The organism is Thiomicrorhabdus hydrogeniphila (genome assembly GCF_054656895.1).
Genome location: NZ_BAAHXL010000001.1, coordinates 912,035 through 923,953, shown reverse-complemented (window position 1 = coordinate 923,953; position 11,919 = coordinate 912,035). Strand labels below are relative to the sequence as shown.

Here is an 11,919-nt window from a genome sequence, read left to right as displayed (position 1 = left end):
ACGACTTACTGACTAGCTAGCTGAATCAGCAGATTGACTGCGTTTTCTATAAAAATTACGGTTACGACGAACACGTTTTTTACGTTGTGGCTTTTCTACAGAGTTAGCAAAAGCAACTTGCTGAACCGGATCTTTTTCTTGATACTTTGTCCACCAATCAAATACAGAAGCCATTTCATCATCACCCGCTGCAACTCTAATACCTAAAAAGTCATATGCCGCTCTAAAACGAGGATGTTCAATTAATTTTTGAGCCCTATCACCATGTCGTTTAGGTAAACGGTGTTGTAAATTCCAAATATCACGCATTTGTGCCGTAAAACGTTTAGGAATTGCAGTACGCTTAATCTGTTGTTCAATAACATCATTTGCCGCTGCAAAAAATGCATCTTGATGGGCGAAACCTTCATCTAAAAAGTCTTGCTTACGTTTTAACATCGGTTCCCAAAGCATGGCTGAAAATAAAAAGGCTGGATTAACCGATTTACCATCTTGAATTCGACTATCCGTGCTTTTTAGCGCCTCTATAACCAACATTCTAGGAAAACCGTCTTGCTCTTCGGATAACACCTGTTCAGTAAGAGGAAATAAATGCTCAAACAAATCATAGTGACGAAGCTTTTCAAAAACTTCTACCGCAACACCACTATGAAAAAGCTTTAAGACTTCTTCAAACAAACGCGCATTTGAAACGTCTTGCATAAGAGGCGCTAATTTAACAATAGGTTTTTCTGTTTTTTTCTCAATATTAAAACCAAGTTTAGCAGCAAAACGAATGGCACGAATCATTCGTACAGGGTCTTCACGATAGCGAGTTTCAGGATCGCCAATTAAACGAAGTTGCCCTTTTTTAATATCTTCTAACCCATTTACGTAATCGGTAATCGCAAAGTTTCTAATATCGTAATACAACGCATTAACAGTAAAATCTCTACGCCATACATCCTCTTCCATTGTTCCGTAAACATTATCTCTTAATAAACGCCCGCTATCGTCAACCTGTCTAGCAGGGCCAGATAATTTTCCGTTGCGGCCAAAACGATCTTTTCGACCATCTCCATCACCTTGCCCTCTAAAGGTGGCCACCTCAATCATCATGCGACCAAAACGCACATGCGCTAAACGAAAACGGCGACCAATTAAACGACAACGCTGTTTAAAAACGGTTTTAATTTGATCTGGTTCCGCACTGGTCACCACATCAAAATCTTTAGGTTCAATACCTAATAATAAATCACGTACACATCCACCAACTAGGTAGCTATCGTAACCACCACGTTTTAAACCGTACAATACGTCTAATGCCGCTTTATCAATTTGTTGACGTGATATACCGTGTTTTTGACGGCTAACAACCACAGGTGAGTTTTTTCCAATTGAACCGTGTTCAGGAAGCGCTTTTGACCTTGAAAAAAAGGAACTGATTTTACGAATGATTCGTTGCATATAGGAATATAAATTTGTGTTCAAAGAATAGAGTTTCATTTTAGCGTGTTTTAGAGATACTGCAATGAATTCAACCTTTTTTTGACGTATTAAAACGGATTTATTAAATTGTTTGCATTATTAGAATGCTCATTCTAGAATATGTATTCTAAATAAAAATCATTACTACAAAGAAATAGATGATCAATGAAGACCTTTCTAAAAAACGACAACCTGTCCAAAACCCAATTACACATATTACAAAGTGCTTTAGAGTTATTTGTAAAAAAAGGTTTTTTTAACACATCTATACCTGACATAGTTGCACATTCAAACATCAGTACTAGTTCTATTTATCACGCTTTTAAAGACAAGCAAGCAATTGCTGAAACCTTAATGCAAACCTTGCTTAGTCAAGTTTTTCAAGAACAACAAGATATTTTAAGCCAGCACAACTCAAGCTGGCAACGCTTTTACGCCTTATCAAAATCGGTAATTGAAACCGCCGACAAACACCCTGCCGTTATGCAATTTATATTATCCGCTCGCCACAGAGAATTTATGCCAGAACTTCCACCCATCTGTTCTTCACAACCCTTTTTAACGCTTCGTAATGTTATTGCTCAAGGTATGCAAGAAGGTGAAATCATTGAAATGGATGTTATGGTCGCTACGGCGAGTAGTTTTGGTGGCGTTTTACGATTAATACAGCTTGGCTTAGACAATATGCTTGAAAACCCTTTACCAACCTATTTAGAACAAATTACAACAACAAGCTGGCGAAGTATTGCCAAGCAAAAAAATTAAAAACTTTAATTCGATATTTTATCGAAACCCATTAATGGCAGAGTTCAACAGTCAAAACAACCTCAATATGAAAGGATTTCATCATGAAAAACACTCTACTTTATAGCTCTCTCGTCTTTGCATTATCAAGTGTAAATACAGCTCAAGCACAAGATGTCTATACAGAAAGCTTTGCCAATTACGCCAAAGAAATGCAAGCTTTTCCTGGAGGAGATGGATTTTCTCAAAGCGTGACAAGCTATCAAAAAGAGGTCGAAAAAGTCACACAGAAAAAAGGATACATTGGTAAACAAATTACTCTGCCACAACCAATAAAAGTTGCCGATGGCGTGTACACCATTGTCGGAAGTATGATTTGGCATAACCCAGGTAACTTTGGTTTAAATAACAACCTTACCTTTATTGAATTTGAAGACGGTGTTTTTGTTTTTAATGCTGGCCCCAACCCTGCTGTTGCCCATGCGCTTCACCAAGTGATTAAAAAACACACCAATAAACCTGTTAAATGGTTAGCCGTAGAAAACAGTCAAGGCCACGCTTATTTAGGGGCAAGTTACTGGGTTGCTCAAGGAGTTAAAAACCTTTACTCACATAAAGTAGCCAATGATGACTTTAAAAACGGATTTAAACACATTAAAAAAAGCTGGGGAGATCGGGTTGGCCATGTAATTACAGATTCTGCAACCGATGTATCTGATAAATTCACCACCTTTGATGACAAACTAACCGTGGATGTTGGAGGTGGAGAAAAAGTTGAAATCATGAACTTTGGCGCAGGCCATACTCCAGGCTCAACTATTGTGTATCTACCTAAACGCAATATCGTTTTACCTGGTGATTTAGCCTACAACCAACGTATGATTGCTCTTTTTTCATATACCGACACTCAAAAATGGGTTACTACATTTGAAAAACTGATTCAAGCAATGCCTAAGGATGTCATTGTTATCCCTGGGCACGGTTCACCAACAAATATGCAAAAAGTAAAACAAGATACTTATGATTACCTTAAGTTTATGCAAAAAGAAGTTAAAGCCATTGTTGATGCTGGTGGCACACTTGAAGACGTAGATAAAATTGACCAGTCGGCCTATAAAGACCGCCCTGTTTTTGCCCAAACACACAAAAACAATGGCGTGCATATTTATAAAGAATATATGAAAGTAGGCTTTGACCAAAGTTATGAGTAAAAACTTAACCAACAAAACCTAAATATAAAGTTAAAACACTAAGCTCATATTTCATCACTCATTTACCGCCTCAATAGATATAATCTACTGAGGCTTTCTTTTTTAAAGAACAAAGCCCAATACAGACGCCCTTAACTTTATAAAGAGTAAAATCATGACAACAATGAAACATCCTATAGTTTCTTTTAGTTTAGTTGCCTTACAATTTGGCTTAATTGCACTTTTATTATTATTGCTTCCACTCAGCCTTAATGCCATTGTATTAACCGTTGAAGCTATTGCCGTTTTTATTGGTTTATGGGCTGTACAGACTATGCATTTAGGCCACTTTAATATTGTGCCTGACCCAATGCCCGATATTGAACTAGTTACCCATGGTCCTTACCGTTTTATTCGCCATCCAATGTATTTTTCAATTATTCTTTTCTTTTTGCCATTAGTTATTTTAGACCTTAGCTGGGTAGCTCTATCTCTTTACGCAGCTCTTTTTATTTCGCTATACATTAAACTTAGCTACGAAGAGTCACTCTTAGTCGAAAAACTACCTCACTATGTCATTTTTCAAGAGCGTACAAAAAAACTGATTCCCTTTTTATTATAAAGATTCATGCTCAATCCCCTTTGCACGCTAGTCTTTACGCACATAAAATGCGAAAATAACACACATTATTAAAGCAAATACAAAGATAACAAAAGAATGACAAACTCAAAACCTATACTATTTAGCGGCATTCAGCCTTCTGGCGATTTAATGATTGGTAACTATATCGGCTCAATTAAAAACTGGGTAACGATGCAAGACGATTATGACTGCCTTTTTTCATTAGTAAACATGCATGCCATAACCGTTGAACAAGACCCTAAACAACTTTACAACCGTAGTTTAGATTTTGTTTCACTCTACTTAGCCTCAGGCATTGACCCTGACAAAAGCAAAGTATTTGTTCAATCGCATGTACCCGAACATGCCGAGTTGGCTTGGGTACTAAATTGTTCAACCTATATGGGTGAACTCAACCGAATGACGCAATTTAAAGACAAGTCTCAAAAACACGCACAAAACATCAATGTAGGGCTTTTTGATTACCCAGTATTAATGGCCGCGGATATATTGTTATACCAAACCGAAATGGTTCCAGTAGGCGCTGATCAAAAGCAGCATTTAGAATTAGCACGTGATTTAGGTACTCGTTATAACAACCGTTTTGAAAAAGAAATCTTTAAAATTCCAGAACCGTTTATTCCTACAACAACATCGGGTGGGCGCATTATGAGCTTGCAAGACCCTCTTTCTAAGATGTCAAAATCAGATGAAAACAAAAACAATTTTATTGCCTTGCTTGATGACCCTAAAACCATTATTAAAAAGTTTAAAAAAGCCACAACAGATTCAGGTTCAGAAATACATTACGACCTAGAAAACAAACCCGGTGTCTCAAACCTTTTAACCATTTATTCAGTAATTAGTGGCAAAACCATTCCCGAAGTCGAAAAACACTTTGAAGGTAAAATGTATGGTCATTTAAAAGTAGAATTGGGTGAATTGGTTGTGGACTACCTAGAACCTATGCAAAAACGTTTTCATGAGATGCGTAGTGACGAAACTGAATTACGTAACATCCTAGCTAAAGGGGCTGAACAAGCACGTGAACAAGCTCAAAAGACACTTAAAAGCGTACATGAAGCCATTGGTTTTGTCTTACCTTAAATAACATCTTTGCAACAGCAAAAACCAATAAAAAAGCCTCAATAAACTGAGGCTTTTTAACATTATTCTCTTTTTACCAGGCCTGGTAAAATCGTTTTTTATTTATTCTGGTTGTGCTATTAATAAATTATACGCATTCTCATAAGCCAATTTTTTAGAGACTTCAGGCGGCAAATCGGCCAGCCAAGTATGTATATCCTTTATAACTGAATCAAATGTATTCCAGCGATTAACACTAAATGTATCTACCGCCACCATAAAATTATTTTGATAATCAATAAACAACTGCTGCCACTCTTTTGACAATCCACCATTTTCTAGCAACTGCTTATCGCGAACTGAAGTATCAATATACAAATTATGTGAGTATTTATTAAGCATATCCCTTAAAACCTCAGGCAGGGGTTTGGTTCCCATGTGTGCCCACAATATCGTCACATTAGGTGCTTGGGTAAATATTTCATCAATCACCTCTGGGTCACCATGCACTTGTAACATTAAATTATGTTTAACCGCAATCTTAACCAGTTTTTTTAACACCGGACTTTTACGCTCTTTAGCAAAAATATGAAACTCGCCTAACCCTCGGTAAATCCCTTTTTGTAAGGCTTCTTCAACCCGAGGAATCACGCTCATATCCCACATCCAATCACGTTTGTCACGTAAGGAACGATACAATCCTAAAAACGGAATAATTCGTTTAGGTGCATAATCATATAAAGCCACAGTGCCATCATTTATCGTACTAGAAACCAATGCATACTCTATGTTATTGCGGTCAAATATCTCAATAATCTGTTTAGGAGTATAGTGTTTTGCATCCTCAGTACCATAATGAAGGTGACTATCAAACAAAGGCTGTTGCGCTTGTGCAAGACTGGTAAACATTAATAACACGGCAAATAAAATCGTTTTCATAAAGCCAATCCTTTAGCTAAATTTACATAAACAAAATTCATTTTACCAGGCCTGGTAAAAGCGTTTAAAAAAGGTTGATTGACAAAAAAAGAGTAAGGCAAGAAATGGCAGACAATAAAAAAGGCCTGTAATGATTTCTCATTACAAGCCTTTAAAATATGGTGCGCCCGAAGGGAGTCGAACCCCTAACCGCTCGGTTCGTAGCCGTGTATAGTTTTTATATTAATTAATAACTTAGTTAATTTTTTTACCAAAACAATTCTTATTTATTAAAGCGTTTTTACAGGGTTTTAATGTTTTCTTTTGGTAAAAATTTATACCTAGTATATAATTTTATCATTTAAGTAAAGGTGCTAATTTTAATGTCTGATTTCAAATACATTTATAGATGTCATAAGTCCTTGTTTACACCTACTGAAATTCACTTTATGAAAATTCTTGAAGAATTGGCTGGCGATTCTTTCAAGGTTTATGGAAAAGTTAGAATTGCTGACATTCTTACACCTGCTGTTAATAAGTTTCAAAAGGGTAGTGGCTGGCATAAAATGTTCTCTCAAATTTCGCAAAAACATGTTGATTATGTTTTGTGCGATTGTGACTTAAAGATTATTTGTGCTATTGAACTTAATGATCCAAGTCATAATAGGCCGGATAGAATTTGGAGGGATGAATTTGTAGATTCCGCTTTTAAGTCTGCTGGTTTGCCACTTGTATGGGTTGAATCTGATTATTATTATAATATTGAGCAAGTTTCCAATCACATAGCTCGTGTAATTGTTGGGGATTTTTCAGAACAATCTAATAAAACAACTTCTACACCCCACCCTACTTCACCACATGGTTCAAAATCAAATTTAAAACTTACCAATGATTCAGATCACTTTAAAGACTCAGATAAAATTAAGTTAGGTATTATTTTTCTTTTTATTTTTTCTTTTATATTATTTATTAATTAGTACCATTTATTTAAAATTTTCTTTGCCATCAACTAACTTTCTGTTTTTCAGATTCTAGTTTAGTCATTGGGCTTATGTGCCCTTTCTCTTCGAATTCTTCTCCTGTTAATAACCAAATTCTATACTCCGGGTATTTTTCTCCAATTTTTTCTAATGTTTCATTAGACGCCTTTTGCTTTCTGTTTTCTAAACTTGATATTTCATTTCCTTTAAGTCCGCAAAATATTGAGAACTCAGGTTGGCTCATTTTTGTAGTTTTTCTAATTTTTTTAATTCTTTCGTAGATGTCCATAAAAAATCTTCATTTTTCATGAAATATTTCCTTGAAAATAATTTCAATGTGTTATATATTTAACCCATGAAATTAATTCATGAAAATATTCCATGCTTTATATTTTATTTATATATTTTGTTTCTGTTTTATCCCGATTATCTCATTAATCGGGCTTTTTCTCAAAATTACGAATTTTTACGAGGTACGAAAAAAATGAAAAATCAAGAAATTCTAAATCTTTATATTGATTCTCTAAAAAAAGCTGAAAAATATAGAGAAATGTTAGAAATAGAATTTACATCTGTTCCTGGCTATTCATCCCTCTCTTACGTTTACAATGAACGTTCCCATTGCATTTCTGTCTGTGACTTTCAGAAAGACATTACATACCCTCGCGTTAATTTTATTTTAAGTCCTGAAGATAATTCTATTTTATCTATTGAAAATGAAATTAATCGTGATCGATTCTTTTTTGATGATGATCTTCAAATTATTGAATCTTTACTCATTAACCAACTTGATACACCTGTTAATATATTCAAAACCTTTCTTTATGAAAATGACATTGATTTAGATGATCTAAGCTCTATTAGTGGTCTATGCACGTTTGAGCTTGAAGGAATGTTTGAAGATGAAAATACATTCCTCTTTGATGCTGTTATTGATAGATACAAAGCTGAACAAAATAATAAACAAAATATTGAGCGTATTCATCATTATCAATTATCGCAAATTGGTGATATTGAAGAGGAAGCTTCTCAAGTTACTGAGGGGGTTCAATAATGCAAATTGTAACTCAGGAAGTCCTTAAAACAGCTCATGTAACTAATCCTACTATCGAAGCTCTAACATTGGCTAAACAGCAAATTGAACGCTATAAAACCGAATGCCAACAAAACCCTAGGGTTAGATTTGGTTTCCAGGTTGTTTTTAAACTACCAGTAAGTAAACCATTCACAACAAGCACTTATTCTTTTCCTGATTCAAGTGCCATTACTCAATTTTTTAACAAAATGCCAGTCAACTTAAAACCGCGAATAGTGGGGTATGATCCTGTAAATCGAACAATCACATTAAAAGGTTTCTTTGTTGATTTTTTACTAACCATGATGATTCAAGATTTTAACCAATTCAATCAACGCAAATTTACTTATTAAACAAAAGAGGTGCGAAAAATGAAAATGCAAATGCAAGCTGAAGTTATTAACGTTCAATTTGGAACATTTACCCCAACTGATGAAAACGGAAAAACAACGGGCGATCCTATTATGTACGGTTCCGTTCAATACTTAGAACCTACTGATCCCAATGAAGGTTTTGCTGGTAAACGTGTTTCTAAAATGAAAATCATTGGTAATGAAAAAGAGGATTCAACATTAATAGCCGCTCGTATTCAAAGTGAAATAGCCCAAAAAGGTAGTCCTTTAATTCTAGATTTAGAAGGTGGTCAAAAGTTGGAACAAATTCATAAAAATGGAAAAACTGAAACAGTTCCTTTACTTGTTGTAACGGGTTTCACACCCAAACCAAATACCACTAAATAACAGGTTATAAAACTAGGTCGGGATTAGAAACAGAAAGTCTTTTTATTCTGTTTTTAATTCTGACCCGACAAACGAGAGTGCGTCAGTTTACTAAGAAAAGGAGTTAATTAAAAAAGCGGTGTTTATGGGGTCGAGTTTTTCTTGATTCGTACCTCGTCAAATTCGGGGCTATGAATGCCGCTCTTTTAATTAATTGAGGTACTAGAAATGGAACTACAAGTATTAACAGAAATTCAATTTAAGGAATTGCTTGAATCACTGATTTCTTTTTTTGGTGTTTTTATTTTTGCAATTTTGGTTATTGGTTGTTTGGTTAAAGAAGTTTTGTTAGATGTTTATTTCGACTATGTCAGACCTAAATTTTTTACTGATGCGCGTTTTAAATCGGACGATGTTGTTTATGTTGGTGATGATGAAAATAGTGTGCATTTAAATGCTTTGAAAATAATCCATTCAAAAGGTAATTACAAATGAAATTAAGAGTTCTTTTTTATATCGTTGTTTTAATTTTCGCTTTTTATGAATTTTATAAAATTTTTAAAGGTTGATTATGAAGTATTCAATAGTCTGTAATGTTGCAAGTAGTACAGATATATCTATTAAAACTATTTCTAGTCAAGATGTTTTATCTTGTCCAGTTGGCACACTTCAAGTTATTGAATATTCCCCCAGTATTTCGGAATTATCATCTTCTGATCGTACTGATCTTGTTGGTCTTTTCTTTTTGTTTATTTTGTTGGGTTATATAGCTGGCATTTCTGGTAAAGCTATTATTTCATTTATTTATAAATCACTTGGTTGGAATTAATCTCTTAAAGCATTTTTAAAGTGTTTTAAAAGATTCATTACGAATCATTCAATCATGTTTTAAAAAGGAGATACAACATGAAAAACTTACTTAAAAAAGGGCTGTTAGCTGTTTCTGCTTTCGGTGCTGGTTTAATGGCTACCGCTTCGCAAGCGGCTTTTGATGTTACAACAATTGCGGCTGAGAAAACTGATTTCTTAGCTAACGTTGATGTGGCTATTTTATTGGGTGTAACTTTCGCTCTTGTTATTGCTGGTGGTGGTGTGATCATGTCATTCATTCGCCGTGGTGCTCGTGGGTAATAATCCATGTTAACGCCTGAAGACGTCATTTTATTAGGTCAAATTTTAGGTATTTATCTATTTTTTAAAGTCCTTATTGGTCGTCTTTAGGCACTAAGGGCGTAAGCCCTTTTTTTATATTTAATTTTAAGAGTTTTAATCAAAATGAAAAAACATATTAATAAAATCCTTATGGGTTCAATTCTTTTTTTTATTTCGCTTAACGCTTTTAGTTTTGTTCCAGCCATTGCTTATGGTTTCACGGCTACTCAAGCATTAAAAGAAGCTATTGTTACAGCTGTTAAAAATCCCGCTTTAATTCAAAAAGCTAAAACGGCTGTTTTTGGTGGCGTTGAATCGGGAAAAGTCGGTATAGGTTTAAAAGGAGCGGGGATATTTGCGGGTACAACTGCGGGTTCTGCTCTTATTGCAGATGGTGTTTTTAGTCCTTCGACTTCTAATACTTTAAATGTAGCACCTGGTACGGTTATTGATTCAACTCCAATCTATCACCCTGATACAGGTGAACATTATTATGATGGTAGGGTTACGTATGTTGAAGAAAATCCAGGTGAGGGTTCATGCCTTTTTGAAAGAGTTAAGTTAGATGGCACCGTACAAAAATCTGTTGGTGTTTTTCCCTTAGGTTCATTTTATGAAGAGTCTGTTTATATAGGTTCTTATACCTGTCCTGGTGCTTCAGGTACTTTTGATTTTTCTAATTCAACTGCGGGCGATTATAATTTAATAACTGATTCAAGCGGTAATACTGGATATCTTGATTCAAGCGGTAATTTTGTTCCGATTTACATGGCAACTCCTGCTGAATTAGCTACTGCTTATGGCGATGAAACAGGCCAAGCTCAAAATTTTTTAAATAGTCTTTGGGATTCTGTACAAGATAAGCCAACGGAATATAAAGGTTTAACTTATTCTGAAGCTTTAGCGAAAGCTAATGGTTATACGGGTGAAAATCGACCTTCTTTAGATGATTACCCCATATTACCTACTGCCTTAAATCCTACTGGTTCAACTGATTATATAGACACTTCTGGCGATGGTTCTGCTGTTGTTCCTGATGTTCCCGCCGATGTTGCACCCGTTGCTCCTTCAGTTCCCCGAACATCAACGGGAACTACTACAACAAATACAACTATAAACAATGTGGATGGTTCAGTTACTACAAGTACAAGTACAAGTACAACTACTACTACAACGAATGAACCTGAAGTGATTGATTATAGGGGGTATTTGACCGGTATTTTGAATAATACGGGTAAAACTGCTACACATGCAAATGGTATTAAACAACTTTTATCCCAGCCTCCTGAGCAACCTCCTACACCTGATTTTACTGATCTTGCTTTAAATTTCGAAACTGAAGCTACAAAACAAGAAAATGATTTTGAAAAAGATGAAACAGGTATTGATTTAGATTCTTTTACTTATGAATCTAATTTAATTCCTGACACTCCATGCTCTAATTTAACTGTTCAAGTTACAGGGACTAATTTCACGATTAATCTTTTGCATATGTGCATTATTTGGCAAATGTTTTCTGTTTTTTTAGTTGGTTTTTCTTATCTTTGGGGTTTTGAAATTATTTATGGTGCTGTGAGGGGCTAATTATGAAAAGTTTAATTTCTGTTTTAGGTACTTTTTTAGTTTCAATGTGGAAAAGTTTAATTTCTACAAAATTAGTTAAATCTATTATTACTTTTTTTACCGTCGGTTTTTTATCAAAAATTCTTTTTGTATTGGGTATTAGTTTTATAACTTATCAAGGTACTCAATTTACTTTAGATTTTGCCTACAACGCTATGTTGCTTGCTTTTCAATCTATGCCTGATGCCCCTAGCCAATGGTTAACAGTTTTATTTATGGGTGCTAGTGAATTACGGGTTGATGATGCCTTAACAAATATCCTTACAGCTTATGCTGCGGCTTGGTCTATTGTTACAACTAAAGCATCATCGGCTTTGGCTCTTAAGTCAGCGAGTGCTTAATT

General features: G+C 34.9%; 16 protein-coding genes. 13 read left to right on the top strand and 3 right to left on the bottom strand.

The annotated features are described in order from the left end of the window. Positions 1–12: 12 nt before the first annotated feature. Positions 13–1,470, bottom strand: coding sequence for a polynucleotide adenylyltransferase PcnB (pcnB, locus tag ACYQ0E_RS04015; protein ID WP_460186960.1), 1,458 nt, complete (start codon positions 1,468–1,470; stop codon positions 13–15). Positions 1,471–1,632: 162 nt separating this feature from the next. Between pcnB and ACYQ0E_RS04010 the strand changes: the two genes are divergently transcribed. From ACYQ0E_RS04010 to trpS, 4 genes are all read left to right on the top strand, one after another. Further along, positions 1,633–2,232 (top strand): TetR/AcrR family transcriptional regulator, encoded by a 600-nt coding sequence (locus ACYQ0E_RS04010; protein WP_460186959.1) that lies wholly within the window; start codon positions 1,633–1,635, stop codon positions 2,230–2,232. A gap of 83 nt (positions 2,233–2,315) precedes the next feature. Beyond that, the gene (locus ACYQ0E_RS04005; protein ID WP_460186958.1) at positions 2,316–3,422 is read left to right on the top strand and encodes an MBL fold metallo-hydrolase; all 1,107 of its coding nucleotides are present in this window, start codon (positions 2,316–2,318) and stop codon (positions 3,420–3,422) included. Between the two features lie 154 nt (positions 3,423–3,576). Further along, entirely contained in the window at positions 3,577–4,023 is a 447-nt protein-coding gene (locus tag ACYQ0E_RS04000) for a methyltransferase family protein (RefSeq protein ID WP_460186957.1), read from the top strand. A gap of 96 nt (positions 4,024–4,119) precedes the next feature. Continuing rightward, positions 4,120–5,130: a tryptophan--tRNA ligase gene (gene trpS / locus ACYQ0E_RS03995; RefSeq protein WP_460186956.1), complete on the top strand. Its 1,011-nt coding sequence runs from the start codon at positions 4,120–4,122 to the stop codon at positions 5,128–5,130. 102 nt (positions 5,131–5,232) lie between these two features. On the opposite strand, the gene ACYQ0E_RS03990 is transcribed toward trpS, so the two are convergent. Further along, on the bottom strand, positions 5,233–6,048 hold the full coding sequence (locus tag ACYQ0E_RS03990; RefSeq protein ID WP_460186955.1) for an amidohydrolase family protein: 816 nt from the start codon (positions 6,046–6,048) through the stop codon (positions 5,233–5,235). A gap of 362 nt (positions 6,049–6,410) precedes the next feature. Between ACYQ0E_RS03990 and ACYQ0E_RS03985 the strand changes: the two genes are divergently transcribed. Then, positions 6,411–7,004, top strand: a complete 594-nt coding sequence (locus tag ACYQ0E_RS03985) for a DUF2726 domain-containing protein (RefSeq protein WP_460186954.1) — start codon at positions 6,411–6,413, stop codon at positions 7,002–7,004. 28 nt (positions 7,005–7,032) lie between these two features. Here ACYQ0E_RS03985 and ACYQ0E_RS03980 read toward each other — a convergent pair whose 3' ends face one another. Next, positions 7,033–7,296 carry a helix-turn-helix domain-containing protein gene (locus ACYQ0E_RS03980; RefSeq protein WP_460186953.1) on the bottom strand — a complete coding sequence of 88 codons (264 nt, stop codon included), beginning with the start codon at positions 7,294–7,296 and terminating at the stop codon, positions 7,033–7,035. A gap of 195 nt (positions 7,297–7,491) precedes the next feature. On the opposite strand from ACYQ0E_RS03980, the gene ACYQ0E_RS03975 reads away from it, so the two are divergent. From ACYQ0E_RS03975 to ACYQ0E_RS03940, 8 genes are all read left to right on the top strand, one after another. Further along, on the top strand, positions 7,492–8,061 hold the full coding sequence (locus tag ACYQ0E_RS03975) for a hypothetical protein (protein WP_460186952.1): 570 nt from the start codon (positions 7,492–7,494) through the stop codon (positions 8,059–8,061). Then, on the top strand, positions 8,061–8,435 hold the full coding sequence (locus tag ACYQ0E_RS03970; RefSeq protein WP_460186951.1) for a hypothetical protein: 375 nt from the start codon (positions 8,061–8,063) through the stop codon (positions 8,433–8,435). The genes ACYQ0E_RS03975 and ACYQ0E_RS03970 overlap by 1 nt, the downstream gene beginning before the upstream one ends. 18 nt (positions 8,436–8,453) lie before the next feature. Beyond that, positions 8,454–8,822 carry a hypothetical protein gene (locus ACYQ0E_RS03965; RefSeq protein WP_460186950.1) on the top strand — a complete coding sequence of 123 codons (369 nt, stop codon included), beginning with the start codon at positions 8,454–8,456 and terminating at the stop codon, positions 8,820–8,822. Between the two features lie 207 nt (positions 8,823–9,029). Continuing rightward, complete coding sequence (locus tag ACYQ0E_RS03960; RefSeq protein WP_460186949.1) at positions 9,030–9,296, top strand: hypothetical protein; 267 nt, start codon at positions 9,030–9,032, stop codon at positions 9,294–9,296. A 76-nt stretch (positions 9,297–9,372) separates the two neighbouring features. Then, entirely contained in the window at positions 9,373–9,630 is a 258-nt protein-coding gene (locus ACYQ0E_RS03955) for a hypothetical protein (RefSeq protein WP_460186948.1), read from the top strand. A gap of 77 nt (positions 9,631–9,707) precedes the next feature. Beyond that, positions 9,708–9,932 carry a hypothetical protein gene (locus ACYQ0E_RS03950; RefSeq protein WP_460186947.1) on the top strand — a complete coding sequence of 75 codons (225 nt, stop codon included), beginning with the start codon at positions 9,708–9,710 and terminating at the stop codon, positions 9,930–9,932. A 144-nt stretch (positions 9,933–10,076) separates the two neighbouring features. Then, a complete protein-coding gene (locus ACYQ0E_RS03945; RefSeq protein WP_460186946.1) occupies positions 10,077–11,537 on the top strand; it encodes a hypothetical protein in 1,461 nt (486 codons plus the stop codon). A 2-nt stretch (positions 11,538–11,539) separates the two neighbouring features. Further along, positions 11,540–11,917 carry a DUF2523 family protein gene (locus tag ACYQ0E_RS03940; protein ID WP_460186945.1) on the top strand — a complete coding sequence of 126 codons (378 nt, stop codon included), beginning with the start codon at positions 11,540–11,542 and terminating at the stop codon, positions 11,915–11,917. Positions 11,918–11,919 lie beyond the last annotated feature (2 nt).

What these genes read in the sequence shown, in the direction of transcription:
- ACYQ0E_RS04010 (WP_460186959.1), top strand. Translation starts at nt 1,633, where the DNA reads ATGAAGACCTTTCTAAAAAACGACAACCTGTCCAAAACCCAATTACAC.
- ACYQ0E_RS03960 (WP_460186949.1), top strand. Translation starts at nt 9,030, where the DNA reads ATGGAACTACAAGTATTAACAGAAATTCAATTTAAGGAATTGCTTGAA.
- trpS (WP_460186956.1), top strand. Translation starts at nt 4,120, where the DNA reads ATGACAAACTCAAAACCTATACTATTTAGCGGCATTCAGCCTTCTGGC.
- ACYQ0E_RS03945 (WP_460186946.1), top strand. Translation starts at nt 10,077, where the DNA reads ATGAAAAAACATATTAATAAAATCCTTATGGGTTCAATTCTTTTTTTT.
- ACYQ0E_RS04005 (WP_460186958.1), top strand. Translation starts at nt 2,316, where the DNA reads ATGAAAAACACTCTACTTTATAGCTCTCTCGTCTTTGCATTATCAAGT.
- ACYQ0E_RS03985 (WP_460186954.1), top strand. Translation starts at nt 6,411, where the DNA reads ATGTCTGATTTCAAATACATTTATAGATGTCATAAGTCCTTGTTTACA.
- ACYQ0E_RS03950 (WP_460186947.1), top strand. Translation starts at nt 9,708, where the DNA reads ATGAAAAACTTACTTAAAAAAGGGCTGTTAGCTGTTTCTGCTTTCGGT.
- ACYQ0E_RS03940 (WP_460186945.1), top strand. Translation starts at nt 11,540, where the DNA reads ATGAAAAGTTTAATTTCTGTTTTAGGTACTTTTTTAGTTTCAATGTGG.
- ACYQ0E_RS03975 (WP_460186952.1), top strand. Translation starts at nt 7,492, where the DNA reads ATGAAAAATCAAGAAATTCTAAATCTTTATATTGATTCTCTAAAAAAA.
- ACYQ0E_RS03970 (WP_460186951.1), top strand. Translation starts at nt 8,061, where the DNA reads ATGCAAATTGTAACTCAGGAAGTCCTTAAAACAGCTCATGTAACTAAT.
- ACYQ0E_RS03965 (WP_460186950.1), top strand. Translation starts at nt 8,454, where the DNA reads ATGAAAATGCAAATGCAAGCTGAAGTTATTAACGTTCAATTTGGAACA.
- ACYQ0E_RS04000 (WP_460186957.1), top strand. Translation starts at nt 3,577, where the DNA reads ATGACAACAATGAAACATCCTATAGTTTCTTTTAGTTTAGTTGCCTTA.
- ACYQ0E_RS03955 (WP_460186948.1), top strand. Translation starts at nt 9,373, where the DNA reads ATGAAGTATTCAATAGTCTGTAATGTTGCAAGTAGTACAGATATATCT.
- ACYQ0E_RS03990 (WP_460186955.1), bottom strand. Translation starts at nt 6,048, where the DNA reads ATGAAAACGATTTTATTTGCCGTGTTATTAATGTTTACCAGTCTTGCA.
- ACYQ0E_RS03980 (WP_460186953.1), bottom strand. Translation starts at nt 7,296, where the DNA reads ATGGACATCTACGAAAGAATTAAAAAAATTAGAAAAACTACAAAAATG.